The sequence below is a fragment of the Bacillus cereus genome (assembly GCF_002567495.1).
Taxonomy (GTDB): domain Bacteria; phylum Bacillota; class Bacilli; order Bacillales; family Bacillaceae_G; genus Bacillus_A; species Bacillus_A cereus_AQ.
The window spans coordinates 83446-109522 of the sequence record NZ_NVAP01000046.1; the positions used below are offsets into that span (position 1 = coordinate 83446).

Sequence of the window (26077 nt, forward strand, 5' to 3'; positions counted from 1 at the left end):
GAGAAACGGACTTCTTTTTTTGTTATTAGGACTCTGTTGTAATAACAGTACCGTCTGCGTGAGGTGTATCACCTTCGATATTTTGGTGCAGCTGTTCTTGTTGTTTCTTAGCTTCTTCTTCAGCTTTCTTTTTGGCTTCTTCTTCAGCTTTCTTCTTGGCCTCATCATCAGCTTTTTTCTTAGCTTCTTCTTCAGCTTTTTTTCTAGCTTCCTCAGCGGCTTTCTTTTGAGCTTCTTCTTGCTGTTTACGTTGTTGTTCTTGCTGTTGTTGTTGTTGTTGCTGTTCTTGTTGTTTCTTAGCCTCATCATCAGCTTTTTTCTTAGCTTCGTCTTGTTTTACTTTATCTTCATTAGCCTTTTTCTGGGCTTCTTCATCAGCTTTTTTCTTAGCTTCCTCATCAGCCTTTTTCTTAGCCTCATCATCAGCTTTTTTAGCATCTGGAGTTCCGCCAGGCGCAGTGAAGGATGCACCAACTGCTGGGCTTGTTCCAGTACCTTTTTTCGCTACTACAGAGAAGCTGTAAGTAACACCTGGTTTAATACCACCAAGAGTAGCTGTCGTACCACTTATTGATAGGCTACCACTTGAACCGTCAGTAGCTTTATAGCTGGCTGCATATGCATCAACTTCTGCTGGTCCAGACCAGTTTAGTGTAACTGTGCTAGCGCCATCAAAAGTGACATTCAGACCGCTAGGGGCATCTACTTTAATTTGTTTAATCGCATCTTTTTTCGCACCTTTTACGTATAACTCTCCGTTTATGTCTTGTACAGAAGAAGGACGTTCAAAGCGCGATTTATCAGTAGCGAATTTGCTCATCATTACTTGGAACATTTGCTGTGCAATTCTAGTGGAGCGATCACTAACGTAATTTTTCGGACCATCTTTTTCGTAACCTGTCCAAACAGCCATTGTATATTGTGGTGTATAGCCAGCGAACCAGCTATCTCTGTTTGCATCAGCTGGGATATCATATTTTTGAAGAACTGATTCATCAAAGTTTTGTGTTCCTGTTTTACCTGCTACGTCGACACCTGCAACATACGCTGTTGGACCTGTACCACCAGAACCAGGTTTTACTACGTCACGAAGAACATCAGTAACCATGTAGGCTGTATAGTCTTGCATTGCGCGTTGTTCTTTCGGTTTAAAGCTTTTCTTTTTCCCATCCTTGAGGATTACTTCTTTTACGAAGTGCGGTTTATTATAGTTACCATCATTACCAAAGGTTGCATATGCACCTGCTACTTCTAATGGAGAACTATCGTTACTACCGATTGCTGTTGATTCGTAGACTTTTCCCTCTTTAAAGGTCATGCCTAAACCTTCAGCAAATGCTTGTGACTTATTAAGACCAACTGTTTGTGCTGTCTTTAAAGCCGGGATGTTTAATGATTTTTTCAAAGCTTCACGTAGTGAAACGTCACCTTTATAACTTTTTGTTGCATTTCGTATTTTTTTACCGTTGGAATACGTATACTCTGAGTCGTTTAATTGATGGTATGTAGACCATTGTAAATTCTCAATTGCTGGACCGTAGTCGAAAATCGGTTTCATTGTTGAACCAACTTGGCGTTTTAAATCAGTTGCCATATTATGACCTTTGAAAGTAGACTTACTTTCTTTACGCCCAGCACCAATTGCTCGAACTTCTCCAGACTGTGTATCCATAAATACGAATGATCCTTGGAATTGATCGTCTGGGTACTGAATAAGGTTGCCATCCATAATTTTGTCAGCGTAATCTTGAGCATCTTGATCAAGTGTTGTATGAATCGTTAAACCATCTGAACCGATATTTATATCCGGGTATTCTTTTTCAACTTCTTTTACAACAGCATCTAAAAATGCTTGATACTTCATCTCGGTTACTTCTGAAGATGGTTGAAGACCCTCTGTTACTGGAATCTTAACTGCGTTATTCATTTCTTCTTTCGTTATATAACCATGTCGATTCATTAATGATAATACAACATTACGACGATTTGTTGCTCGTTCAACATTTTCCTTTTTTGTTGGATCATAAATGTTAGGGCCTTGGGGTAAACCAGCGAGCATTGCAGCTTCATGTAATTGTAAATCTTTTAAATCTTTACCATAATATTTTTGCGCTGCTGTCGCAATACCGTATGAACGGTTACCTAAATTAATCTTATTTAAGTACATTTCTAAAATTTCGTGTTTAGAGTATTGTTGCTCTAATTTGTAAGATAAGTACCATTCTTGTACTTTTCTCTTAGCAGTTTTGTCCATCGTTAGAAAATAGTTTTTAACGACTTGCTGTGTAATCGTACTACCACCTTGGGAACCGAAACCACCAGTGACATTTTCCATAACTGCTTTTGTAGTTCGTTTTAAATCAATTCCACTATGATCATAGAAACGTGAATCCTCAGTCGCAAGGAATGCATTTTCAACTACTTTTGGAATTTGATCATAAGTAACGTGTGTTCGTTTTTCAGCACCGTATTCATAGAAGAAATTCCCGTTTTTATCAAGAAACTTTGTTGATAAAGGATTAACAAGTTTGGCTTTATCTAATTTTGGAGCATCCTTTACCATAACAAAGAAAGCGGAAACGCCAGCTACGAGACCAACGATACCAAGAAGTAGACAACCTATAAGAAATTTCTTAAAAAAGGAGCCTTTTTTCTTTGGTTTTTCTTCTTTATGTGTTTCTTTCTCTTGATTTTTCACATGATTTCGTTCTGTACGAGAACGATAATTATCTGACATTATACTTTCTCCTACCTTTCATTCTCTCCCCCAAAAGTCGAAAAAAGAGCCTTAGTGATGACTCTATCACGAAAAATAAACCGTGTCTAGTACACGGATATAATCAATCCGAGGGTGATAACCGCATGATAATAAGGATCCATGCTCTTCTATTTCTTCTTTCGTAATCGACTTGCGTCCACCAGTATTTTGACGATTCCAAAATGCAATAATATGTTTTGCATCTAATAAATAAAATTCATCAAAAAGTGTAAATTTAATAATAACAAATGCAATTCCATCATGAGCAACCACTTGCTTCATATGTTCAATTTGATGAAGGTGGAAGTTTTGAAGTGGGAAACTAGTTTTGTTTTTTGTTTCTTTCGCTTCAAAATCGATGTATTTCCCTTTGTATACACCGTTGTAATCTGTTGTAGAAGGTTGTTTAAAATACGCTTCTTTTACCACTGCAGCACTTCGAGCGGGGTAATCTACTTTTACAATTTGAAGAGGTGTAGGTTTTTTATGTACACATGCAATATTATGGGTTAAGTAATATTGATTTGTTTCATTTAATTCCTCTTCAAGGGACATACCTCTATTACTATAAGTATGTGTTTTTATAGGTGTTTTTTGAGGTTGTGAAGCTTGATTATACCTTTTTCCATTTGGGTAACGAATGGTCATAGTGTGTCCACTCCCAACTTGCTAAGAATTACTTACAAAGGTGATTATACCAAAAAATGAAAAAAGATGTGACCTTTTTGATGAAAGGTATGATGACTTATTCATGTTTACATGGAATGATTATAAGAAAATTAAACAAAATCGAGAAAAAAAGTTTTGTACAGAGGAAGAAGAAGCAATCATTTACAATATTAAAAAGAAAACAGAAATAGCTAATGTGGACAATATTTCTCGGACACAATATTATCAAGAATATTATTTAAGAAATAGTGAAATTCGTTGGTCTTTTTTAGCGAGTATGGTTTCTAGGAATGCAGGCTGGAATATGACGGATTTAGAAGGGAGATATTATGCTACTGTTTTACCTAAAACGGTAAAAAAACATTTATTTCTTCTGTACGAACAGGCTAATTGGATTATTTTCTTAGATGCATTTCCTCAGCTATTATTGTATGAGGAAAGTAAGAAAAGAGGTGAACCTCTCTTTCATTTGTTGCAATATTTCAGCGTATCAATTTTTATGGAAAAAGAATGGTTACTTTTCTGGGAGAGAAGAGATATGAATAGGCTAATGACAGCGCTTATTATAAATGAACAAAATAAAATTCAAAAACCAGTCATTGAGAACACATATTTTAAAAAACATGTATTCCATACTGCACTTTTTAAAGTACAAGAAAGATTTCATATTAGTGCAGTTATTTTCCCAACAATTGAAGGGAGAATGTATGGATTTTCGGTTTATCAATTTGAAACGTTACAACAGCGTATAGAACTGGGGAAAAAATTAGCATGGTTATTGTTTCATCCAATTTATAATGGTTCGTTTTATAAGTTTGCATTGCAAACTACACATACTGGGTCTAGAGAAGACTATGAAGTTTACTCAAAGGAAACTAGAAAATCTTGTACGCCAGCACTTAGAGATGTTTATCCTGTTGTTTTACATGAAGAAATAAAAATGAGAGATTGGTTTTGTGCAAATATGAAAATGAATGTGCTATTTGTACTTGAAGAGCCTAAAGGGGAAGTGAATATAACGGAATGGTATAGAAGAAAGAGGGAGCAAATCTATAGGATATCTATCGTAAATCGTTTTGTTAAAAGGATAGATGAGTTCATGATATAATAAAAAAGAAGTCCCGTCTTCTATTTTGAAGACGGGACTTCTTAATTTGAAATAATCCTGCTGTGTGCGCTAAGACTTTAATCCAAAACCATAATGCTAGTAGGAGATTAAAGACGACTTGAAATTTAACTGTTCGTAATAAAGTCTCGCTTTATGTAGCAGGGAAGTTTGGACCATCTAGCTTTGGATTGCCAGTCTCGGGTTTATTTTGTTGTTTGTTTTGGTTTTTCTTTTTTTCATTTTTGTTCTTTGCCATTGTAATACACCTCCTTTTTGTATTGTTACCATTTCTATAAATGACATACGAAATGATTTCTTTGACGAATAACAACTAGTTTTGTCAGGTGGGCAGGAGTGATAAATCATTCGGCGAAATTACATGACAAAGGAAAAGCAAAGAAGGGGGCGTTTTATATATGGCGATGGTTCAGAAGGAAGATGTAATGAAAAGAATGGATCAAATGTTAAGTTCTCTCGATTTGCTGGAAATGAATATAGGGATTAGAATGAATCATGCATTAAAGGATGCGAGTGAAAAAATATGCAATAAGATAGAAATAACAGAAATGCATATTGAACATATGGAAAATAAATTAGTGCATCACGAAGAAAAAGGGAATTGGATAAAGACATTTCAAAACGTCGTAGTGAGTGCATAATAAGGTGGGAAAGAAATGAAGAATGAAGCATTAATACAGTCTTCAGAAAAACTCATGCAGTATAATAATGAAGCGAATGTAAAAAAAAGAGAACTGATCGAATACGACTTTTATAAGGATATGAAACCGTTTGTAGACATGGTAGATGAGGAATTAAAGAAGTGGAAAGAATTAGCTTATACGTGGATTAAAGAAGAAAAGCCAAAGTATATACATGTACAGCAAATTGATCAAGTATACGATAATTTACAAACGAATGTGTTACAATGCTTTGTAAATAAAGGTAAAGGTAAACGATTCTTTGAAACACATCAAGCCATTTCGTATACTTTGCAAAATATAGTTGACCAATGTAAATAACAAGAGGGAGAACCCTCTTGTTATTTTTATGCTTCTGTCATTGTTGTAGGTTTTGTTGCGCCGTTTATTTCTAATTCTTTTATTAATGTTCGATAATCTGATATGCATATTTTTCCTTCGAGATACCAATGTCTCGCAAAGTCTAATAATTCATTTGCATTCTCTGTGCAATACCCCTTTTTTTGAGAAAACGCTTGTTTTAAATCCCCTAATACCATGTTGATTCCTCCCCCATGAGAATCTTCTTCTTAATTATCATAGCATGGAAGGGTTTTCTTTTTTAATTTTTTAAAAATTTAAACTTCCGACAAAAATAGACAGATACTCCATCACACATATTATTTTATAGGTACATATTATATATGTAGAAACTTATGTAAAGGAGGAGAGAATGCATGTTTCAACAATCTAACGTATATCAGCAAACGAATCCATATGCACAGCAAAATATGTACCAATATAATACGGATACATATTTACGGTATAATATGTATCCTTTCGAGCCTTATTATGGAAATCAAAGTTATTATCAACCGTTTGAAGTGTCATTTATGAATCAAACGCAGCAATCACAACAGCAGCCCTATGTGAATCAAACGCAACAACCACAACAGCAGCCTTATGTAAATCAAGCTCAACAACCTCAGCAACCATACATGAATCAACAACAGCAGCCTTATGTTGATTCGCAGTATTATATGCCGCCACCATCTCCCTATGCGAATCAACAAGCGATGTTTTATCCACCGAAACAACCGTACCCAACGCAGAATAAACAAAAGCAACAACAGCCAAGTCAGTTTTCTAGTTTTGTTTCACAATTTAAAACATCAGATGGTAACTATGATGTAAATAAAATGATGAATACAGCTGGACAAATGATGAATGCGATGAATCAAGTGACAGGTATTGTAAAGCAAGTGGGAGGATTTTTCGGGAAGTAGAATGATATGTTTGTCCAGAAAAAATATTATGTATGAAGTAAAGTACTAGACAAATTTCCATGAAATAAATGGGTATATATAACAAGCGGCTTTACTCCTTTTCTCATATTGTAAAGTGTAATCAGATTTTTTTAATGAGAGAGGAGAGAAAAAACTATGCATCATTGTCATCCTTGCTTTGGAGGGCATAAGCCTACAGGACCTATTTGTACGACTGCTCCTGTCATTCATCCGACGAAACAATGCGTAACACACTCTTTTTCAACAACGGTGGTGCCACACATTTTCCCAACGCATACAACACATGTACACCATCAACAAATTAAAAACCAAAACTTCTTCCCGCAAACAAATTCAAATGTAAATGTTGTGGACCCAATCGATCCAGGATTTGGTGGCGGATGTGGACCGTGTGGCCATGGCCATCATCACCACCACCACGGACATCAAATTTCTCCATTTGGACCAGGACCGAATGTGTCACCGTTTGGACCAGGACCAAATGTATCACCATTTTTACCAAACAATGTATCGCCAATAGGTCCAAATATCGGACCAAACGTTGGTGGAATATTTAAAAAGTAAATGATATGTTAGAACTAGCGAAATGCTAGTTCTTTTTTTGTAATTGGAGTGTTGATATGAAAGTTATTGCAGTAACAGGATATAAGCCATTTGAACTTGGAATATTTAAAAATGATCATCCAGGAGTAGAATGTATAAAAAAGGCACTGCGTCGTAAATTAACTGCTTTGGTAGAAGATGGTTTAGAGTGGGTCATAATAAGCGGCCAATTAGGAGTAGAATTATGGGCTGCTGAAGTTGTTTTTGAAATTCAAGTAGAATATCCAGATTTAAAATTAGCGGTATTCACTCCATTTTTAGAACAAGAAGAAAATTGGAAGGAAGATAATCGTGAATATTACGAATTTATTCTCTCTCAAGCAGACCATATTGATAGTATCACGAAACGGAAGTATGAAAGCCCAGAGCAATTTAAATTAAAAAATCAATTTTTTATTGAAAAAAGTGATGCGCTTTTAGCTGTATACGATGAAGAAAAACCAGGAAGTCCCAAATATATTGTAGAAGCAGCAAAGAAAAAAGGAGAAATAGAAAATTATCACAGTTATTTCATTCTTTTTTCTGATTTACAAGATATAATAGAAGAGGAACAGTGGAATAATGCAGAGTAATATGTAATATAGTGCTCGTATATATGATTGACAAAAAGCATTGTTTCTGAAAAAATTTAGTTAATGAAAGTTTTGGTAAAAATTTGAGGTGAAGAAAATGATTTCGGATAAAATTAAATTAACGGCGAAAGATATTTTAGAAAAAGAATTTAAAACAGGTATGAGAGGTTATCAGCAAGAAGAAGTAGACAAGTTTCTTGATATGATCATTAAAGACTATGAAGCTTTCCACAAGGAATTTGAGCAATTAAAGCAACAAAATGCTCGTTTAAAGCGTGAATTAGAGGAACAAAAACTAGCAGTAACGCAAGTTCCACAGCAACCTGTACAAACACCAGTTGCACAACCGGTCTATAACAACACGAATACGGATATTTTAAAACGCTTATCTAACTTAGAAAAAGCTGTATTTGGAAGTAAGTTATACGAATGATGTAAGGTGGTAAAAAGGTTAAAGCATTTTACATAGAAAAAAACATTGCAAAATCTTTTTGTTTCCACTATACTAATGGATGTCATAACGTTTGGGTAATCGCTGCAACGCCAACGTTGTAGAGGAAAGTCCATGCTCGCACGGCCTGAGATGGCTGTAGTGTTCGTGCCTAGCCAATTCATAAGCTAGGGTATTCTGGCTGTAAGGCTGGTTTAACGGCAGGGAAAAAACCTAAGTCCTTTCGGATATGGTTTGACTACCTTTAAAGTGCCACAGTGACGAAGTCCTTGAAGAAATGATAGGAGTGGAACGAGGTAAACCCCACGAGCGAGAAACCCAAATAATGGTAGGGGAATCTTTCCCAAGGAAATGAACGACGGGAAAGGACAGGTTTTATAACCTGTAGATAGATGATTGCCACCGGAGTACGAGGCGTGGGCCGTTTGCAGTACAAAGGAACAGAACATGGCTTACAGAACGTTATGAACCAACTATGAAATAACTCAGCTCTCCTTTGTTAGAGGAGGGCTTTTTATTTGTATGAAGTTATAAAGTATGAGTTAAAATGGTTAATGAGAAAATTTTTCGTAAAATGTAATGATTAATAGGATCAGTTGCTATTAATTATTGTTTGAATATACATAAGAGGTGAATGTAAATGGGAAAAGTTACTTTAATTGCAACAGCGGCAATGGGTATTGAAGCGTTAGTTGCCCGAGAAGTTCGCGATCTTGGTTATGAATGTCAAGTAGAAAACAGCAAAGTAACATTTGAAGCAGATGAAAAGGCGATTTGTCGTACGAATTTATGGTTACGTACTGCGGACCGTGTGAAAATTAAAGTTGGCGAATTTAAAGCAACAACATTTGATGAGCTGTTTGAAAAAACGAAAGCATTAAACTGGGGAGATTATATTCCTGAGAATGGTGAGTTCCCTGTTATCGGTAAATCTTTAAAATCTGAATTATTCAGTGTTTCGGATTGCCAACGTATCGTTAAAAAAGCTGTCGTTGAAAAATTAAAAACAACATATAAACGTACAACTTGGTTTGAAGAAGATGGTCCGTTATTCCGTATTGAGATTGCAATGCTCAAAGATATTGCAACATTAACAATTGATGCGAGTGGTGTTGGACTTCATAAACGTGGATACCGTATGGATCAAGGGGAAGCTCCTTTAAAAGAAACATTAGCTGCCTCTTTAATTAAATTAACAAACTGGAAGCCAGATCGTCCATTTGTTGATCCATTTTGTGGATCAGGTACAATTCCGATTGAAGCAGCATTAATTGGACAAAACATTGCACCAGGATTTAACCGTGGTTTCGCATCAGATGAGTGGGGCTGGGTAGGTAAACAAAACTGGCGTGAAGCGCGTCAAGAAGCTGAAGATTTAGCGAACTATGATCAACGATTACAAATCATTGGTTCAGATATTGATCATCGTATGATTCGAGTTGCTCAAGATAACGCAGAAGAAGTAGGTTTAAGTGATTTAATTACATTTAAACAAATGCAAGTAAAAGATTTCACAACAAAAGAGGATTATGGCTACGTTGTAACGAATCCTCCATACGGAGAACGTTTAAGTGAAAAAGCACTTGTTGAACAATTGTATAAAGAAATGGGACAAGTATTCCGCCCATTAGATACATGGTCAGCATATGTATTAACAAGTTACGAAGCATTTGAGAAGTGTTACGGAAAAGATGCGTCGAAGAAGCGTAAGCTGTTTAACGGATTTATCCGTACAGATTACTACCAATACTTCGGAAAACGTCCACCGCGTAATTCATAGTATAAAACTCCTCCACCGCGCATATACTGGCTATTATGTAATGCGTAAAGGAGGAAGTGATATGGATAGTTTCCAATTATCAATGATTCAAAAAGCTATTCACCGTACGTATGATGAGCTCGGAAAAGAAGTGGATAGTCAAGGTGCGATTGTAGATGAAATACAAAAAGCACAAGAAGAATATTTGTCAGCTCTTTCACATGAAACGGCAATTGATAAACGGTATTTAAAGTCATTAATATAGAAGAAAATTTTCCTTTTTCGAAAGGAAAATTTTTTTTCGTGAATTTCTATGTATTGCAACAGGGGAAAGTGGTTGCGCACATATGTGTAGCAGTTGCTATATCATTTTATAGAAAAACTTTTTGGTTGGAGGCTAAGGATGTTTACTGAGAAGAGATTACCATTTGAAGTAGGAAAACAAGATAATTTTTACGATAAGTTGAATGAGTGGATTGGAGATGTGTTTTACGACATCCTTCCGGAAAAAGGCTTTGAAGAGCGAGATGAACAAATTTTTATGGCGTTTCAGTTAGAACGTGCTTTCCAAGAAAAGAAAGTTATGTTCGCGGAAGCGGGTGTAGGAACAGGGAAAACAATTGTATATCTTCTATATGCAATTTGCTACGCGCGTTATACTGGAAAACCAGCGATTATCGCTTGTGCAGATGAAACGTTAATTGAGCAGCTTGTAAAAGAAGAAGGAGACATTGCTAAATTATCTGAAGCATTAGGCTTATCAGTTGATGTAAGACTTGCGAAATCAATGGATAATTATTTATGTTTACGAAAATTAGAAGATGTTATGAGTGGACGAGCTCCAGAAGTAATTGAAGACCTATATTATGAATTACCACAATTCGTGTTTGATCATGGTACGATGCAAAACTTTACTCACTATGGTGACCGAAAAGAATTTCCACTTTTAAATGACGAGGAATGGTCAAGAGTAAACTGGGATTACTTCCAGGATTGCTTTACTTGTGATTCACGTCATCGCTGTGGTCAAACTCTTTCTCGTGAACATTATCGTAAAGCAGCAGATTTAATTATTTGTTCTCAAGATTTCTATATGGATCATATTTGGACATACGATGCTCGTAAACGTGAAGGACAAATTCCATTATTACCAGAAAGTAGCTGCGTTGTATTCGATGAAGGACATCTTGTAGAGTATGCAGCTCAAAAAGCGTTAACGTACCGTTTAAAGCAAACGATGATGGAGCAACTTTTAACGAGATTATTACAAAACGATATTCGTGAAGAGTTTGCACATTTAGTAGAAGAAACAATTTGGCAAACAGAGCGATTCTTTGATGTGTTACAAGAAAACAAAAAAGAAATTGCCGGTTCAGATCGTTTAGAAATTACTGTGACGGAAAAAGTAACAGCTGAAGCGAAACGACTTTATGCAAAAATCGGTGAAGTTGGAGATGCATTAGTATTCGAAAGTGAAATGCATACAGTAAACACATATGATTTAAATATTGTTGATGAGCATTTAGATGTATTAGAACATTCACTTCGTCTGTTTATGCACGAGAAAAATGTAATTACTTGGGGTGAAGAAGGTGATGGTGCCTTCACGTTAGTTATTATGCCACGTGCAGTTGAAGAAGTATTACAAGAGAAAGTATTCTCGAAGCAAATTCCGTATATTTTCTCTTCTGCGACATTATCGAACAACGATTCATTCGCGTTTACAGCTAATAGCCTAGGGGTAAAAGATTACTTATCATTCTCAGTTGCTTCACCGTTTGATTACGAAGAGCAAATGGCAGTAAACTTACTATCGCACACGAAAGAAAATGAATGGGAAAGAAAGTGTCAATATACACTTGAAAATATACAAAAAACAAATGGACGTACGCTTGTATTATTCCGTACAACGCAAGAGCTTGCAGCGTTCAAAGAATATGTAAGTAAAGAGCAAATGTCGGTTCCGTTCTTATATGAAGGAGATCAGGAAATTAGCCAGCTCGTTTCTCGTTTCCAAAATGAAGAAGAGACTGTACTTTGTGCGGTTCATTTATGGGAAGGTTTAGATATTCCTGGTTCATCATTATCACACGTTATTATTTGGTCATTACCATTCCCTCCAAACGATCCTGTGTTTGAAGCGAAACGTAAGCACGTAAATGATCCGTTCTGGGATGTAGATGTACCATATATGATTTTACGACTTCGTCAAGGGATTGGGCGTTTAATTCGTACAAGTGAAGATAAGGGTGCTATATCGATTTTCTTATCTGATTCAGAAGATGAGAAAGTAGTTGCAGCTGTGAAAAATGTACTGCCAGTAGAAGGTAAAGAATTATAAGGAGAAAGCTTGGCGCTTGCCAAGCTTTTTTTCTATTATAAAAGGAATTTATGTTTCCGTGTCGAATTAAGTTTGAGGTAGAAAAAGGAGGCTTATTATACGATGACAGTTGCTACATATGAAGTAGAAAAACAATTTTTAACATACGTAAAGAAGATACAGAATTACGGAGAAGCATTAAGTTTAATGTTTTGGGATTTAAGAACAGGTGCACCAAAAAAAGGTGTAGATCAGCGTTCAGAAGTAATTGGCATGCTTTCGTCAGAAGTGTTTGCTATGTCGACTTCAGATGAGATGGGAAACTATTTAACAGAGCTTGAAGCTTTAGTACGAGAAGATAAACTTTCTGAAACGACGAAGAAAATGGTTGAAGAGTGCCGTAAAGAATATGATAGAAATAAAAAAATTCCACAAGCTGAATACGAGGCTTATGTGAAATTAGAAGCGAAAGCAGAGAGTGTGTGGGAAGAAGCTCGTGAAAAATCTGATTTCGAAATGTTCCGCCCGTACTTAGAAAAAATTGTTGAATTTAAAAAGAAATTTATTACATATTGGGGTTACGAAACATATAAATACAATACATTATTAGACATGTATGAGCCAGGTATTACAGTAGAAGTGTTAGATCACGTATTTGGTCAACTTCGTGAGCGCATCGTGCCGCTTGTAAAAGAAATCTCTGAGTCTAAAAAAGGATTAAAAACAAGTGCTTTATCGGAACAATTTTCAAAAGAAAAACAAAAGAACTTTACATTAGAACTATTAAAGCAATTGAATTATGACTTTGAAGCAGGTCGTCTTGATGAAACAGTACATCCTTTCGAAATTACCTTAAATAGAGGGGATGTTCGTATTACGACACGCTATGATGAAAAAGATTTCCGTATGGCTGTGTTTGGAACAATTCATGAATGTGGTCATGCAGTATATGAACAAAACATCGCAGAACAATTTGAAGGTACACCGCTTTGCAGTGGTACATCTATGGGTATTCACGAATCACAATCATTATTCTTTGAGAACTTTATCGGCCGTAATAAATCATTCTGGAAGAAAAATTATGATTTATTAAAAGAGTATAGCGATGGTCAATTTGATGATATGTCAGTCGATGAGTTTTATGATGCAATTAATGAATCGAAGCCGTCATTCATTCGTATAGAAGCAGATGAGCTTACATACCCGCTTCATGTTATGGTTCGTTATGAGCTTGAGAAAGAATTATTTGATGGCACATTACAAGTGAAGGACTTACCAGCAGCTTGGAATGATAAGATGGAAGCATATTTAGGAATTCGTCCAGAAAATGATGCACAAGGTGTATTGCAAGATGTTCACTGGGCTGGTGGCTCATTTGGATACTTCCCATCTTATGCGCTTGGTTACATGTATGCAGCGCAATTTAAGCAAAGTATGTTAAAAGATATTTCAAACTTCGATGCATTATTAGAAGAAGGAAACGTAACGCCAATTCGTGAATGGTTAACAGAGCATATTCACCAATATGGTAAAACGAAAAAGCCGCTTGAAATTTTAGAAGATGTAACAGGTGAAGGCTTAAACGCAAACTACTTAGCCGATTATTTAGAAGCGAAATATAAAGAGATTTATGAGTTGTAAAAAAAGAGCTGCTTAATTGCAGCTTTTTTCTTTTGAAAGGGGAGTGTAGTAATGGGATATGCTTTTACAGTAATGACGCAAAAGGAAGCAGAAGAAATTGCGCACAACTGGTATTATGAAGGGAAGTATTCTTTTTATGATATAGAGGAAGATGCAGAAGATTTAGCTGAGTTTTTACATGATGAGAGTAGAGGAGATGATATATATGTTGTGAAGGAAAATAGTACTCTCATTGGATTCTTTAGTTTTTGTAAAATAAATAATAGAACGGTTGATATAGGGCTCGGAATGAGACCTGATATAACTGGAAATGGGTTAGGGTTAAAGTTTGTAAAAGCTGGATTAGATTTTAGTAAAGAAAAATATGGTTGCAATTATATAACGTTATCAGTAGCGACATTTAATGAGAGAGCGATTAAAGTGTATAAAAGAGCGGGATTTGAAGCGGTTGGGACGTTTATACAGAAAACAAATGGTAGTTGTTTTGAGTTTTTGAAAATGAATTATATATGTAAAAATGATTAAGAAACAGAAGGGGGCCCTTCTGTATTTTTATTTGATTTTGAAATTTTGGAAGAAGATGTGTATGATAGAATTTTAGTAGTAAACAGTAGGTTTAGCAAGGAAAGGTAGAGGTAGAATGATTACAATTAAAACGAAAAATGAAATAGATTTGATGCATGAATCAGGGAAATTACTTGCTTCATGTCATAGAGAAATTGGAAAAATGATGAAACCAGGAATAACAACACAAGAAATTGAGACGTTTGTTGAAGCTTATTTAGAAAAGCATGGTGCAACATCTGAGCAGAAAGGTTACAACGGGTATCCATATGCGATATGTGCGTCTGTAAACGATGAAATGTGTCATGGGTTTCCGGCCGATGTTCCTTTAAATGAGGGAGATGTTGTCACAATTGATATGGTAGTAAACTTAAATGGTGCGCTCTCAGATTCTGCATGGACGTATATAGTAGGGGATGTTTCTGACGAAGCAAAGAGGTTATTGCTAGTGGCTGAGAGTGCTTTATATAAAGGAATTGATCAGGCGATAATTGGTAATCATGTAGGAGATATTGGTTATGCAATTGAAAGTTATGTATCTAATGAAGGTTTTTCTGTTGCAAGAGACTTTACGGGGCATGGAATTGGTAAAGAGATTCATGAAGAACCAGCAATTTTTCATTTTGGAAAGCCAGGACAAGGGCCTAAGCTGCAAGAAGGTATGGTAATTACAATTGAACCGATTGTAAATGTGGGGATGCGATATTCTAAAGTAGATTTAAATGGATGGACTGCACGAACGATGGACGGGAAATTATCAGCTCAATACGAGCATACAATTGCGATTACAAAAGATGGACCAGTCATTTTAACGAAGCTTTAATCTGACATGTAAGAGTTTACAAAACTCGAACGAAAATGATATTTTTATAAAATTTGTACGTGTTTTGTTAATAAATGCTTTTCAAAGTATAAAAAGTGCGTTATAATCCTTCTATAAAATAAATAGTTAGCTACACTCATATAATCGCGGGGATATGGCCTGCAAGTTTCTACCGAAGTACCGTAAATACTTTGACTATGAGTGAGGACGAATATATTTGCTTGTTAAGCATTCTTTTTTTGCGAAACTCCAAAAGCACGTCTCTCACTTGTAACGAGTGGTGGCGGCTTTTGGAGTTTTTTTATTGCATAAGAGGGGGAACAAACATGAAAGTATTACAAGAAAAAATTTTAAACGAAGGAAAGGTTTTATCTGGTGATGTATTAAAGGTGGATGCATTTTTAAATCACCAAATTGATCCAGTACTTATGCAAGAAATCGGAAAAGAATTTGCTAAACGTTTTAAAGAAGATAACATTACAAAAATCGTGACGATTGAATCTTCAGGCATTGCACCAGCTGTTATGGCTGCATTAGAGCTTGGTGTAAAAGTAATCTTTGCAAGAAAACGTAAATCGTTAACGTTACAAGATAATATGTACGTTGCAAACGTATATTCATTTACGAAACAAGAAACAAATGAAATTTCACTATCTCGAACTCATATTGATGAAAATGATCGTGTATTAATCATCGATGACTTTTTAGCAAACGGGCAGGCTGCTTTAGGTTTAATGAGTTTAGTAGAGCAAGCTGGAGCAAGCATTGCAGGAATTGGAATTGTTATTGAAAAAGCATTTCAAGATGGAGGAAAGAAGCTTCGTGAACAAGGCGTTCGTGTTGAATCACTAGCAGAAATTGCATCACTTGATAACGGCACAGTTACATTTGTACAGCAAGAAACTGCGGAGGTGAAATAAGCGATGAAGCAACATCCATTTAAAATCGCATCGCTTGGTATGCAGCATATGCTTGCGATGTATGCGGGTGCAATTATCGTTCCGCTTATTGTAGGCGGCGGACTTGGCTTAAATCAAAAAGAGTTAACATATTTAGTCTCAATTGATTTATTAATGTGCGGCGTTGCGACAATTTTACAAGCATTATCGAATCGCTTTTTCGGTATTGGACTTCCCGTTGTACTTGGTTGTACATTTACAGCTGTTGGACCGATGATTGCAATTGGAAAACAATACGGCGTGTCTTCTATTTATGGAGCGATTATTGCTGCTGGATTATTCGTTGTTATTTTTGCAAAGCTATTCGGGAAACTTGTAAAGCTTTTCCCGCCGGTTGTAACAGGATCTGTTGTTACAGTAATTGGAGTTACACTTGTTCCAGCCGCTATTAATGATATGGCTGGAGGAGTAGGAAGCAAGGATTTCGGTAGTCTTGAAAACTTAGCGTTAGCATTTGGTGTATTATTATTTATTATTATTATGTATCGCTTCTTTGATGGTTTTATTCGTTCAATTTCTATTTTACTAGGTCTATTGTTCGGTACAATCGTTGCAGCGTTTATGGGGAAAGTAAGTTTGCAAGCAGTTGGAGAAGCTGATTGGTTCCACGGTATTCAACCATTTTACTTCGGTACTCCAACATTTGAATTAACACCAATTATTACGATGATTCTCGTTGCTTGTGTAGGGATTGTAGAAGCAACAGGTGTATACTTTGCATTATCTGATATTTGCAATAAAAAGATTGGTGAAAAAGAATTAACAAAAGGTTATCGCGCAGAAGGATTAGCGATGGTATTAGGTGGTATTTTCAACGCATTTCCATATACAACTTACTCTCAAAACGTAGGACTTGTTCAATTAACTGGAGTAAGAAATCGAGTTATTATTTATACTTGCGGTGGTATGTTAATCGTTCTTGGGTTCATTCCTAAAATTGCAGCTATTACAACGATTATTCCGAAATCAGTACTTGGCGGTGCGATGTTAGCGATGTTCGGTATGGTTATGGCATATGGTATTAAAATGTTAAGTAGTGTTGATTTTGGAAGACAAGAAAATTTATTAATTGTTGCATGTTCTGTCGGAATCGGGCTTGGGGTAACAGTCGTTCCTACATTATTCTCACAACTTCCAGAAAGCATTCGTATTTTAACAGATAACGGAATTGTACTTGGAAGTGCGTCAGCAGTACTTTTAAATATTGTATTTAATATGGTGCCGCAGCGCAAAGTGAAAGTAAAAGAAGAGCCAGTGTCTATGCAAAGTGCAGTAAGAGAAGCGTAAAAAAGCAAGGTCTCGTTATGAGACCTTGCTTTTCTTTTTAAGTGGCATCATTTTCCCGTAAGTACCAAGACGCCAAATGTACTCAAGTGGCCCGTATTGGTAATGTGAAAGCCACCAGCGGCTAATAAAGATTTGTAACGTGTAGAAACTAATACAAAATAGTGGTCCAAGCCATAATGGAGCAAGATAATCATTTTTGAACAATAGCCCGAATACAAGTAATGTAACAATTGTATGCGAGATGTAATTTGTTAATGCCATTCGGCCAACGTATTGGAATGGGCGTAATAATGTTTGCCATTTTTCTTTTTGTAATAAACGCATTAGCGTGACAATGTAGAAGATGAATAATGTTTTTCCGCTTATCATCGTAATACCCATAAGTGAAAATGGTGTGTATGGTTGATTGTTCATAAAGAAGTAAACCATAATAAACCACATCGGTAATGTTAAAATGAACATAATGATTTGCCATTTTTTAAGCTTTGGATCTAATTCTTTAGCACGGCGGAAGATGTCTTTTTTACCGGCATATAATCCGAGTAAAAACAATCCTAGTGTTTCAGGAAGCATAATAAGACTGTTACTTATTGCTTCAGAATAGAAAGAATGGAATCTGTCTGTAATTTGTAAGCCCCAGTTTTCTAACGGCATAATGGCTGCGGAAAGGCCTAGTTCATCTACCGGAACTAATAACATGAAAAGAGAACCTAATAATGTGAACAATTGCATGAAACTTAATAGTACAATTGACCATATTAAAATAGTACGTGGCTTGCTCTTGTAAAATAAAAATAAGAAAAACCCGGTAATTGCATAAGTATGTAAAATGTCACCGTCCCATAAAAGAACATAATGTAAGGAACCGAGTAATAATAAAATAAGTAAGCGGCGAACAAACAAAGTTTTTGGGCAATCTGTTTTCGCCTCAGCACGATTCATAAAAATATAAAAACCTAATCCGAATAAAAACGAAAAGATTGTATAAAATTTCGTTTGAATAAACATATCGTAAAATAGGCGAATATAGCTGTCTATCCCTTCGTAAATCCCTGTAATATCACGTGAGTCAACCCCGGCGATAACAGGCCAGTTAACAAGAAAAATACCGAGTACAGCTATTCCTCTAATAATATCGATGGAGTGTATCCTCTCACCTTGTGTAAGATTTTGTGTCATTTTTTCCCTCCTTGTTAAGTAATTCCCTTTTATTATACAAAATGTAAGATGGAGGGTACAGGGTATATTTCCAATTTTTTTAACTGTTAAGTTATGTAGGATGAGATATAATAAGAGTGCACAACAAGTTTTAACCTTCTTCAAAACAGGCGGTAAAGCTCCTTCCTATAAGGGGCTTTTTTTTATGAAAAGTGTTGATAATGATTCTCTTTAATGATAGAATATATTTAAAATTGATAATCATTATCAAAAAAGGTTGGTGCATCAGTATGGTATATGCATTAGTAGCAGGTACAGTCGCTGTATATGCAGTTATTGCTAAGTATGTTTTAAATGGAGTAGGAACAGCAAAATGAGTGATATGACATAAAATCCCTTTCATTTGTAAAAAGAATGAAAGGGATTTTTTATTTTTAATGAGAATATGCTGAAAATTTAGTATGATAGTAAAGTGAAACTGTAATCAGTGGAGAGATGCATCTTCCAATGATTATTAGCTCGCAAATAGCGAGAAAAAGTATATACATCTTGGATAAAGGGGAACAAGGGGATGACAAACATAGTACAGACAAACGGTATGAAAAAACTTGTTTGTTTTTATGAAGAGTGGCAGAAACACGGCGATGCAGAGAATAGCTTAAAGTTGTTTGAAGTGATTCAAAAATATAAACAAGAGCAGCTTATGATAGCGTTCTGCGGTCACTTCTCTGCAGGGAAATCAACGATGATGAATCATCTATATAAAGCGCAGTTATTACCGACAAGTCCAATTCCGACAAGCGCTAACGTTGTCAAAATTGAAAAAGGAATGGATCGTGTTGTTATAACGATTAAATCTGGAGAACAGTACGAATATGACGGTGCATATTCAGCCGAAGAATTAAAACAAATTTGTAAAGACGGTGATGAGGTAATTGGTGTTCATATTTATCGTAACGATGCGCCAATTCCTGAAGGAGTTATGTTAGTTGATACACCCGGGATTGATTCAACAGATGATGCCCATCAACTAGCGACAGAATCGACACTTCATTTAGCGGATGTCATTTTTTATATGATGGATTATAACCACGTCCAATCGGAAGTGAATTTGCAATTTGTTAAAGAATTGAAACAACGTAATAAAACGGTTTATCTCGTTGTAAATCAAATAGATAAACATAAAGAAAATGAATTATCGTTTGAGAACTATAAAGATAGTGTAAAACAATCGTTCTCTAACTGGGATATTGAAGTAGATGGTGTTTATTATACGTCATTACGAATGATGAACCATCCACATAATGAAATTGGAAATTTAGAAACATTAATTACTTCTATTATGGAAGAAAAAGCGCAGTATGTAATGGTTGGAATGGAGCGAGAAACAGAATATTTAATGGGAGAACATTTCTCGTTTATTCTTTCTGAAAATGAAAAAGACCTTTTGAAATACGAGGAAGAGTTAGCATCACCATTATCGATTGCAGAGGTAGTTGAAAAGAAGACAGAGTTAACGGAAACGAAAAATCGTGAGGCGAGTAAAGAATCTCATGTGAGAAACGAATTTATAAAAGGTTTACAAGCTATATTAGATAACGCGTATTTAATGCCATTTGAAATGAGAGAATTGGCAAATGCGTATTTAGAAACGAAATTAACTAAGTTTAAGGTCGGTTTGCTATTTGCGAAAGGAAAGACGGAGCAAGAGAAACAGAGACGTTTAGATGCTTTTTATTCTGCCTTACAAAAGACTGTTGAAACGCAACTTGATTTCCATGTGAAAGAATTTATTGTTACCTTCTTAAAAGAAGAAGGATTGTTTACTGAGGAAATTGGGAAAGACATATATGCTTTAGAAATTGCTTTCGGACCAGAAATGTTGGCTGAAGTCATTAAACAAGGTGCAGGTTTCACAGGTGATTACTTACTTCTTTATACAGCGGATGTAGCGAATGAGCTGAAGAAACGTTATTTTACAAAAGCACAGCAAATTTTTGATAAAAGTGCAGTTGTTTTAAAGCAAAAGGTGAAGGAAGAAGTTGCTCGTATTGAAGAAGAGATAGAAAAATATACGATGTTGCAAACGGCGAAAGAAACACAATTACAATACAGTAACAATTTCGAGGGATATGAAGGCTATTTACAAAATGTTTGGCACGATCGTGTTGCTACGCCTGAAGGATTGCAAATAGATGAGATATTGCAAAGTGAAAAGCAAATTGTTAGTGAGAAATTCACACTACAAGAGCAAGAAATTGTAAGTGATAACGTACTAGTTCTTGAGGAAGAGCTGAAAGGAACTGCGGTATTAAATATTCAGCGTATTCTTGAGAAAGTGAAAAAAGCTGAAACGATATTAGAGCCATTACCTGCACTAAAACATGTACAGCAAGAGGTAATAGAAAAAAGAAGACGTGTGGAAACGAAACAATTTACAGTAGCGTTATTTGGGGCATTTAGTGCTGGGAAATCATCATTTGCCAATGCATTACTTGGTGAGAAAGTACTTCCTGTATCACCAAACCCGACGACGGCAACAATTAATCAAATTTTGCCGGTTACAGAGGAAAAACCGCACGGAACAGTAATCGTTCAATTTAAATCAAAGCAAGCTCTATTAGAAGATATGAAAGCTGTTTATAAGCTGTTTCATTATGAGATTACTACGTTAGATGAAGCGTTAGCACAAATTGATAAAGTTATGAAATATCCTTCACCAAGTGGAAAGCAAAAAACAACATTTAGCTTTTTACGAGCGGTACAAAAAGGGTATGATGCGGTTTCTGCGCGTTTAGGAGAACAAGTACAAGTTACATTAGAAGAGTTCTCTGATTATGTAGCAAATGAAGAGAAATCATGTTTCGTTGAGTATATGGAACTTTATTATGATTGTGCTTTAACAAGGCAGGGAGTAGCGCTTGTAGACACACCTGGAGCAGATTCTATTAATGCTCGCCATACGGATGTTGCATTCCAATATATTAAAAATGCAGATGCTATTTTATTTGTAACATATTATAACCATGTGTTCTCTCGTGCTGACCGTGAATTTTTAATTCAGCTTGGTCGTGTAAAGGATACGTTTGCTCTAGATAAAATGTTCTTCTTAATTAATGCAGCCGATTTAGCAGAGTCTGAAGAAGAACTTGAAATGGTAAAAGGCTATATTGCAGATCAGCTACTGCAATATGGTATTAGAAATCCGCGTTTATTTGCAATTTCAAGTTTATGTGCGCTTGAAGAAAAACAAGGGAAGAATGTTGAAAAAGAGAAGTATGGTATTTTACAAAACTCTGGGATTACTAAGTTTGAGGAATCATTTACTTCCTTTATGATGAGAGATTTAATGCTTGTTTCTGTGCATGCTTTATATGGTGCATTGCAAGGGGCGGATCAGCTTTTAGTCAACATGATAAATGGTGCAAAGCAGGGGAATGAAGAGAAAGAGAAGCAAACGAAAAAATATGAAGCAGAGCGTGATCAACTACTTCATATCATTTCATCATATAGTGTGCTTGCTGAAGAACAGGCGATGCAAAATGAAGTGAAAGAGTTGCTTTATTACGTGCAACAGCGTCTATTCCTACGCTATAACGATGTGTTTACTGAATTTATTAATCCGGCGTCACTTCGAACAGATGGAAATGTGAAAACGCAGTTGCAACAGTGCGTTATGGAATTAGTAGCATTCATTCAGCATGATTTATTACAAGAAATGCGTGCGACATCATTACGCCTTGAAAAGTGGATAGATGAAGCGATGAAGCGTGCAAAGAATGAAATTGTAGTGAACTGTAAAGTAGAAAATGAATCAATTTCAATGAGTGGAACAGTGGAGTATGAATATAAAGATATTACACATAAAGAACCGTTCCCTTCGGTTGAAATAAAAGATTTCAAAAAAGCACTGGCACATTTTAAAAATGAAAAAAGCTTTTTTGAAAAAAATGATAAAGCTTTCATGCAAGAAGACGCTAAAGTTGTATTAGAGCCTTTCGTATCAAACTATGTAGCTGATGAAAAAGATTTATTTATTCATCATTATAAGCAAGAGTGGGATTTGAAATGGAACTTATTCCAAAAAGTGATGCAGCAAGATGTGATGAACTATTATGAAAGTATATTGTTTGCACTGGCTGAAACGATTGATGTATCTCTATATGAACAAAGTAAAGAACAATTACAAAAGCAGTTAGTAGAGATTGAAAAAGAAATTTATGTTATATAGTCGTTATGAGAAAAAGATTCGTTCAATTTTCTTTTGCAGTACAGTATCTAAAGATTTTACAAACCCTGCAAATTCATCAGTAGAAATCATATGAGTAAGAACGAGTCGTCTGCCGTCTGGTGTTTCACCGCATAAGACGAATGAAGAAAATTCGTACGTTTTGTTTTCGACTACTAATTTTGGATAGGAATATGTGTCGCTTTTCTTCTTCTTTCCATCAATAGAGATGACGTTGCATTTTTTCTCATTGTTGTCCATGGTGAATCCCTCCTTTCTATTACTTATGGTAGACAAGGAGGGATTAGAACAATAGAGGAGGGGGAATTTTTATGTCAGTTGTAATAGAGTGTATTTCAAAAGAAGCTATACCAAAGTCTTTATTACTACTTGCTGATCCAAGTGAACGGCAAATAGCTACATATGTACCTAGAGGGTTAACATACGTAGCTAAGCAAGGGGACAGCGTTATCGGTGTATATGTTCTTTTGGAAACAAGGCCGAAGACGATGGAAATTATGAATATTGCGGTTGTAGAGCATATGCAAGGAAAAGGTATTGGAAAGAAGCTAGTAAGTCATGCTATAGAAACAGCTAAGGAATCTGGTATGTTCAAGATTGAAATTGGTACAGGCAATTCTAGTGTTTCACAGCTTGCTTTATATCAAAAATGTGGATTTCGTATTTTTTCTATTGATTTTGATTACTTTTCGAAGCATTATGAAGAAGAGATTATTGAAAATGGGATTGTATGCCGTGATATGATTCGGCTTGCAATGGAATTGAATCAGAACGTATAACTTATTTAGGGGGAAGAGAAGATGGAAGTACATAAAGCAATTACAGCACATTCTCGTAAACAAAATGAAAGTGTAAAAGCATGTTTACAATTAGATGCGCAGCGTGAAGCAGCTATTGAAGCAGCCGTATCTCTTGCGTCAAATGGGAAAGAATTTTCGGTTGATGTCATTAATGTTGTAACAAAGCAAATTAATGATCTTGCAAAAAATGGTGTTACCTTGCAGCGTAAATATGTTACAGAAGAAATGGTTATGGAGTATGTAAGTCGTTTGCAAGAGAAAGAAGGTCGTTAAAGATGATAGTTACAGTCGAATGGTTACGTGAGCATATAGAAGATGAGAATGTCCGTATAATCGATTGTCGTTTTGATTTAGCGAATCCTAATTGGGGTAGAGAAAAGTATGAGGAAGAACATATTCTTCATGCGTTATATTTTGATTTAAATTTAGATTTATCAAGTCCTGTAGCAGAACATGGTGGTCGCCATCCATTGCCGAATATTGAGGAGTTTGCAGACAAGCTTTCGGGGGCTGGTATTGATGAACATACGACAGTAATTGCATATGACAGTCAAGCGGGTGCAAATGCTTCTCGTCTCTGGTGGTTATTAAACTATGTAGGACATGAAAAAGTATATATATTAGATGGCGGGTTTCCAGCTTGGAAAGAGAATGGACTACCGATAACAACGGAAGTTCTTGTTGCTAAACGAAAAGCATTCAAAGCAAATATACAGGATCATATGCTTGTAACGATGGAAACGGTGAGAGAGAATATTCATGCAGGTGCAGATATTACGTTAATTGATTCTAGAGAGCCAAAACGGTATGCTGGTGTAGAGGAACTAGTTGATCCAAAAGCAGGGCATATTCCGACAGCAGTAAACTATTTTTGGAAGGATGGAATTGTCCAATCAGGACAGTTTAAGAATGAAGCTGGGCAACAAGAGCGATTCCAAAATCTTTCGAAAGATAAGGAAACAATTGTGTATTGTGGTTCTGGCGTTACAGCATGTCCAAATATCCTTGCATTGAAATTAGCTGGATTCCAAAATGTTAAATTGTATGCAGGTAGCTGGAGTGATTGGATTTCTTACCCAGAAAATCAAATTGCAAAAGAAGAAGATTAATCACTTGCATGCAAAAATAATTTGTATTAAAATAAGGTCACAAGCAAGAAATTGCTCGAAAAACTTTGTATTTTACACATTGGAAACAATGTGATAATATAACGACAAGTAAATAATACATCCTGCGGTGTACGTAACTTATTTATGTTTAAAACCGATGTTAGTTATACGGAAGCTCAATATTTAGCGACCATCATCAAGCCTTCCCAGTGGAGGAAGATGTACGGTAACTGTGAGGGCATCCACCTGCGAGTAGCGGGTTTTTGGACATTTACGAGGAGCGGCACGTGCGGGGGTCTTATTTCAACTAACATTATATAAAATTCCTACGGTGTACGTAGCTTATGTATGTCTTAAACCAATAAGTTTAATATGGAAGTTCAATATTTAAATGTAGCTAACATGCCATCTTTTTAAGAAGGAAGTTACAAACATTTGTGAGAGCATCCACCTGTGAGAGCAGGTTTATGGACATCTAGAGAGAACGGCATATGTGGGGCTAAATAAAAACCTTACGTTTTATACGTAAGGTTTTTTTGTTGCATTCATATATTCATGTTATCCCGCTTTAATGGGCAGTAAGACCTCCACCTCCAAATTCAGCGAAAGCAAAGAAGTTAGGTGGGGAGCGGGCTGCCCATAAAAGTCCGATTGGTGAGGGCTGATAATCAGTGGGGGATGAAGAAAACCCCCACTGATTAAAGTTTCACTTTACCTCGATTCACCTGTGAAGTTTCCATAATAAATATAGCACTTTCTATCTTCATCAATCTCTCTTGAATCTAAAGTGAACTCCATATGCATGCCGTCACGCTTAATATATATAATATCTGAATGAAGAGATGGCAAAATTTCTTCATAGTTCCATACATCTTTACTTTCAATCAAGTTTGAACTCGTATCCTTTAGCTCTCTAATTTCAAAACCGATGTGGAAGTAAGTAGGATCTGAAGGATCGTTAGAAAAGGTTTCTTGTTGAATATATATAACTGCTGTTCCGTCTGGATCTACTGAAGTTGCAGTAACAACATATGTATGTTTATCTTTTATAAAATATTCACAAGTCATGCGTGCGATGATTTCAGAATTAGAAATATTTGCGTAGTTCCATAAAGCAGGATACCCTTTCGTTTCATCATTAAGTCGATATTCTAAGTGCATTTTATCCGATACGATAAACTTAACTAAATCTATACAATTCAATCAAATTTACACAAGTTAGTGCTTCATCGTGTTCTCGCAACCCCAAAGGGACGAGGGGTA

Annotated in this window: 27 protein-coding genes, 3 other RNA genes and 1 riboswitch; of the genes, 23 read left to right on the forward strand and 7 right to left on the reverse strand. The window is 35.8% G+C overall.

Features of this window, described 5'->3' with window-relative positions:
* Positions 1-25: 25 nt before the first annotated feature.
* Together COK05_RS22870 and recU are read right to left on the reverse strand one after the other, a co-directional pair.
* Positions 26-2737 (reverse strand): PBP1A family penicillin-binding protein, encoded by a 2712-nt coding sequence (locus COK05_RS22870; protein WP_098614382.1) that lies wholly within the window; start codon positions 2735-2737, stop codon positions 26-28.
* Positions 2738-2803: 66 nt separating this feature from the next.
* Positions 2804-3406, reverse strand: a complete 603-nt coding sequence (recU, locus tag COK05_RS22875) for a Holliday junction resolvase RecU (protein ID WP_098614383.1) — start codon at positions 3404-3406, stop codon at positions 2804-2806.
* 103 nt (positions 3407-3509) lie between these two features.
* Between recU and COK05_RS22880 the strand changes: the two genes are divergently transcribed.
* Positions 3510-4535 carry a DUF2515 domain-containing protein gene (locus tag COK05_RS22880; protein ID WP_098614401.1) on the forward strand — a complete coding sequence of 342 codons (1026 nt, stop codon included), beginning with the start codon at positions 3510-3512 and terminating at the stop codon, positions 4533-4535.
* Positions 4536-4686: 151 nt separating this feature from the next.
* Here COK05_RS22880 and COK05_RS32095 read toward each other — a convergent pair whose 3' ends face one another.
* Positions 4687-4866, reverse strand: coding sequence for a hypothetical protein (locus COK05_RS32095; protein WP_001987054.1), 180 nt, complete (start codon positions 4864-4866; stop codon positions 4687-4689).
* Between the two features lie 85 nt (positions 4867-4951).
* Here COK05_RS32095 and COK05_RS22890 point away from each other — a divergent pair, with 85 nt between their 5' ends.
* Together COK05_RS22890 and COK05_RS22895 are read left to right on the forward strand one after the other, a co-directional pair.
* A complete protein-coding gene (locus COK05_RS22890; RefSeq protein WP_141539223.1) occupies positions 4952-5194 on the forward strand; it encodes a hypothetical protein in 243 nt (80 codons plus the stop codon).
* 15 nt (positions 5195-5209) lie between these two features.
* Entirely contained in the window at positions 5210-5554 is a 345-nt protein-coding gene (locus COK05_RS22895; protein ID WP_098614385.1) for a YppE family protein, read from the forward strand.
* Between the two features lie 26 nt (positions 5555-5580).
* Here the strand turns inward: COK05_RS22895 and COK05_RS22900 are convergent, their stop codons facing one another.
* Positions 5581-5772: a YppF family protein gene (locus COK05_RS22900; RefSeq protein WP_000242652.1), complete on the reverse strand. Its 192-nt coding sequence runs from the start codon at positions 5770-5772 to the stop codon at positions 5581-5583.
* Between the two features lie 177 nt (positions 5773-5949).
* Here COK05_RS22900 and COK05_RS22905 point away from each other — a divergent pair, with 177 nt between their 5' ends.
* From COK05_RS22905 to pbuX, 13 genes are all read left to right on the forward strand, one after another.
* Positions 5950-6498, forward strand: a complete 549-nt coding sequence (locus COK05_RS22905) for a YppG family protein (RefSeq protein WP_098614386.1) — start codon at positions 5950-5952, stop codon at positions 6496-6498.
* Between the two features lie 156 nt (positions 6499-6654).
* Positions 6655-7083, forward strand: coding sequence for a CotD family spore coat protein (locus COK05_RS22910; RefSeq protein WP_016084316.1), 429 nt, complete (start codon positions 6655-6657; stop codon positions 7081-7083).
* A 56-nt stretch (positions 7084-7139) separates the two neighbouring features.
* A complete protein-coding gene (locus tag COK05_RS22915; protein ID WP_098614387.1) occupies positions 7140-7694 on the forward strand; it encodes a DUF1273 domain-containing protein in 555 nt (184 codons plus the stop codon).
* 97 nt (positions 7695-7791) lie between these two features.
* Positions 7792-8127, forward strand: a complete 336-nt coding sequence (gene gpsB, locus COK05_RS22920) for a cell division regulator GpsB (RefSeq protein ID WP_000622431.1) — start codon at positions 7792-7794, stop codon at positions 8125-8127.
* A gap of 87 nt (positions 8128-8214) precedes the next feature.
* Positions 8215-8605, forward strand: an RNA gene (gene rnpB / locus COK05_RS22925) — RNase P RNA component class B.
* A gap of 180 nt (positions 8606-8785) precedes the next feature.
* Positions 8786-9925, forward strand: coding sequence for a THUMP domain-containing class I SAM-dependent RNA methyltransferase (locus COK05_RS22930; RefSeq protein WP_000521227.1), 1140 nt, complete (start codon positions 8786-8788; stop codon positions 9923-9925).
* 61 nt (positions 9926-9986) lie between these two features.
* Positions 9987-10169, forward strand: a complete 183-nt coding sequence (locus COK05_RS22935) for a DUF3921 domain-containing protein (protein WP_000376895.1) — start codon at positions 9987-9989, stop codon at positions 10167-10169.
* A 138-nt stretch (positions 10170-10307) separates the two neighbouring features.
* Positions 10308-12245 (forward strand): ATP-dependent DNA helicase, encoded by a 1938-nt coding sequence (locus COK05_RS22940; protein ID WP_098614388.1) that lies wholly within the window; start codon positions 10308-10310, stop codon positions 12243-12245.
* A gap of 102 nt (positions 12246-12347) precedes the next feature.
* Entirely contained in the window at positions 12348-13865 is a 1518-nt protein-coding gene (ypwA, locus tag COK05_RS22945; protein WP_098614389.1) for a carboxypeptidase, read from the forward strand.
* A 51-nt stretch (positions 13866-13916) separates the two neighbouring features.
* A complete protein-coding gene (locus COK05_RS22950) occupies positions 13917-14390 on the forward strand; it encodes a GNAT family N-acetyltransferase (RefSeq protein WP_098614390.1) in 474 nt (157 codons plus the stop codon).
* Positions 14391-14505: 115 nt separating this feature from the next.
* Complete coding sequence (locus tag COK05_RS22955) at positions 14506-15252, forward strand: type I methionyl aminopeptidase (RefSeq protein WP_098614391.1); 747 nt, start codon at positions 14506-14508, stop codon at positions 15250-15252.
* A gap of 116 nt (positions 15253-15368) precedes the next feature.
* Positions 15369-15470: riboswitch (purine riboswitch) on the forward strand.
* 108 nt (positions 15471-15578) lie between these two features.
* Positions 15579-16172, forward strand: a complete 594-nt coding sequence (locus COK05_RS22960; RefSeq protein ID WP_098614392.1) for a xanthine phosphoribosyltransferase — start codon at positions 15579-15581, stop codon at positions 16170-16172.
* 3 nt (positions 16173-16175) lie between these two features.
* Positions 16176-17498, forward strand: a complete 1323-nt coding sequence (gene pbuX, locus COK05_RS22965; protein WP_000809227.1) for a xanthine permease PbuX — start codon at positions 16176-16178, stop codon at positions 17496-17498.
* Positions 17499-17513: 15 nt separating this feature from the next.
* Here the strand turns inward: pbuX and COK05_RS22970 are convergent, their stop codons facing one another.
* Positions 17514-18677: a DUF418 domain-containing protein gene (locus COK05_RS22970; RefSeq protein ID WP_098614393.1), complete on the reverse strand. Its 1164-nt coding sequence runs from the start codon at positions 18675-18677 to the stop codon at positions 17514-17516.
* A 233-nt stretch (positions 18678-18910) separates the two neighbouring features.
* On the opposite strand from COK05_RS22970, the gene COK05_RS31860 reads away from it, so the two are divergent.
* Entirely contained in the window at positions 18911-19033 is a 123-nt protein-coding gene (locus COK05_RS31860; protein ID WP_255286971.1) for a hypothetical protein, read from the forward strand.
* A 194-nt stretch (positions 19034-19227) separates the two neighbouring features.
* Positions 19228-22887, forward strand: coding sequence for a dynamin family protein (locus tag COK05_RS22980; RefSeq protein ID WP_098614395.1), 3660 nt, complete (start codon positions 19228-19230; stop codon positions 22885-22887).
* A 3-nt stretch (positions 22888-22890) separates the two neighbouring features.
* Here COK05_RS22980 and COK05_RS22985 read toward each other — a convergent pair whose 3' ends face one another.
* Positions 22891-23145, reverse strand: a complete 255-nt coding sequence (locus COK05_RS22985; protein WP_000369740.1) for a DUF3931 domain-containing protein — start codon at positions 23143-23145, stop codon at positions 22891-22893.
* Positions 23146-23216: 71 nt separating this feature from the next.
* Here COK05_RS22985 and COK05_RS22990 point away from each other — a divergent pair, with 71 nt between their 5' ends.
* The 5 genes from COK05_RS22990 (at position 23217) to ssrS (COK05_RS23010) (ending at position 25318) form a co-directional block, all read left to right on the forward strand.
* Positions 23217-23684, forward strand: a complete 468-nt coding sequence (locus tag COK05_RS22990) for a GNAT family N-acetyltransferase (RefSeq protein ID WP_098614396.1) — start codon at positions 23217-23219, stop codon at positions 23682-23684.
* Positions 23685-23705: 21 nt separating this feature from the next.
* Positions 23706-23978 (forward strand): YpbS family protein, encoded by a 273-nt coding sequence (locus COK05_RS22995; protein WP_000451820.1) that lies wholly within the window; start codon positions 23706-23708, stop codon positions 23976-23978.
* A 2-nt stretch (positions 23979-23980) separates the two neighbouring features.
* On the forward strand, positions 23981-24814 hold the full coding sequence (locus COK05_RS23000) for a sulfurtransferase (RefSeq protein WP_098614397.1): 834 nt from the start codon (positions 23981-23983) through the stop codon (positions 24812-24814).
* A gap of 116 nt (positions 24815-24930) precedes the next feature.
* A non-coding RNA gene (gene ssrS / locus COK05_RS23005) (6S RNA) lies at positions 24931-25113 on the forward strand.
* Between the two features lie 21 nt (positions 25114-25134).
* Positions 25135-25318: non-coding RNA, 6S RNA (ssrS, locus tag COK05_RS23010), on the forward strand.
* 207 nt (positions 25319-25525) lie between these two features.
* Here the strand turns inward: ssrS (COK05_RS23010) and COK05_RS23015 are convergent.
* Positions 25526-25975, reverse strand: a complete 450-nt coding sequence (locus tag COK05_RS23015) for a hypothetical protein (protein WP_098614402.1) — start codon at positions 25973-25975, stop codon at positions 25526-25528.
* Positions 25976-26077 lie beyond the last annotated feature (102 nt).

Excerpts from the sequence above, each read along its gene's own strand:
- COK05_RS22870 (WP_098614382.1), bottom strand. The coding sequence starts at position 2,737 with ATGTCAGATAATTATCGTTCTCGTACAGAACGAAATCATGTGAAAAAT.
- recU (WP_098614383.1), bottom strand. The coding sequence starts at position 3,406 with ATGACCATTCGTTACCCAAATGGAAAAAGGTATAATCAAGCTTCACAA.
- COK05_RS22880 (WP_098614401.1), top strand. The coding sequence starts at position 3,510 with ATGTTTACATGGAATGATTATAAGAAAATTAAACAAAATCGAGAAAAA.
- COK05_RS22890 (WP_141539223.1), top strand. The coding sequence starts at position 4,952 with ATGGCGATGGTTCAGAAGGAAGATGTAATGAAAAGAATGGATCAAATG.
- COK05_RS22895 (WP_098614385.1), top strand. The coding sequence starts at position 5,210 with ATGAAGAATGAAGCATTAATACAGTCTTCAGAAAAACTCATGCAGTAT.
- COK05_RS22900 (WP_000242652.1), bottom strand. The coding sequence starts at position 5,772 with ATGGTATTAGGGGATTTAAAACAAGCGTTTTCTCAAAAAAAGGGGTAT.
- COK05_RS22905 (WP_098614386.1), top strand. The coding sequence starts at position 5,950 with ATGTTTCAACAATCTAACGTATATCAGCAAACGAATCCATATGCACAG.
- COK05_RS22910 (WP_016084316.1), top strand. The coding sequence starts at position 6,655 with ATGCATCATTGTCATCCTTGCTTTGGAGGGCATAAGCCTACAGGACCT.
- COK05_RS22915 (WP_098614387.1), top strand. The coding sequence starts at position 7,140 with ATGAAAGTTATTGCAGTAACAGGATATAAGCCATTTGAACTTGGAATA.
- gpsB (WP_000622431.1), top strand. The coding sequence starts at position 7,792 with ATGATTTCGGATAAAATTAAATTAACGGCGAAAGATATTTTAGAAAAA.
- COK05_RS22930 (WP_000521227.1), top strand. The coding sequence starts at position 8,786 with ATGGGAAAAGTTACTTTAATTGCAACAGCGGCAATGGGTATTGAAGCG.
- COK05_RS22935 (WP_000376895.1), top strand. The coding sequence starts at position 9,987 with ATGGATAGTTTCCAATTATCAATGATTCAAAAAGCTATTCACCGTACG.
- COK05_RS22940 (WP_098614388.1), top strand. The coding sequence starts at position 10,308 with ATGTTTACTGAGAAGAGATTACCATTTGAAGTAGGAAAACAAGATAAT.
- ypwA (WP_098614389.1), top strand. The coding sequence starts at position 12,348 with ATGACAGTTGCTACATATGAAGTAGAAAAACAATTTTTAACATACGTA.
- COK05_RS22950 (WP_098614390.1), top strand. The coding sequence starts at position 13,917 with ATGGGATATGCTTTTACAGTAATGACGCAAAAGGAAGCAGAAGAAATT.
- COK05_RS22955 (WP_098614391.1), top strand. The coding sequence starts at position 14,506 with ATGATTACAATTAAAACGAAAAATGAAATAGATTTGATGCATGAATCA.
- COK05_RS22960 (WP_098614392.1), top strand. The coding sequence starts at position 15,579 with ATGAAAGTATTACAAGAAAAAATTTTAAACGAAGGAAAGGTTTTATCT.
- pbuX (WP_000809227.1), top strand. The coding sequence starts at position 16,176 with ATGAAGCAACATCCATTTAAAATCGCATCGCTTGGTATGCAGCATATG.
- COK05_RS22970 (WP_098614393.1), bottom strand. The coding sequence starts at position 18,677 with ATGACACAAAATCTTACACAAGGTGAGAGGATACACTCCATCGATATT.
- COK05_RS22980 (WP_098614395.1), top strand. The coding sequence starts at position 19,228 with ATGACAAACATAGTACAGACAAACGGTATGAAAAAACTTGTTTGTTTT.
- COK05_RS22985 (WP_000369740.1), bottom strand. The coding sequence starts at position 23,145 with ATGGACAACAATGAGAAAAAATGCAACGTCATCTCTATTGATGGAAAG.
- COK05_RS22990 (WP_098614396.1), top strand. The coding sequence starts at position 23,217 with ATGTCAGTTGTAATAGAGTGTATTTCAAAAGAAGCTATACCAAAGTCT.
- COK05_RS22995 (WP_000451820.1), top strand. The coding sequence starts at position 23,706 with ATGGAAGTACATAAAGCAATTACAGCACATTCTCGTAAACAAAATGAA.
- COK05_RS23000 (WP_098614397.1), top strand. The coding sequence starts at position 23,981 with ATGATAGTTACAGTCGAATGGTTACGTGAGCATATAGAAGATGAGAAT.
- COK05_RS23015 (WP_098614402.1), bottom strand. The coding sequence starts at position 25,975 with ATGCACTTAGAATATCGACTTAATGATGAAACGAAAGGGTATCCTGCT.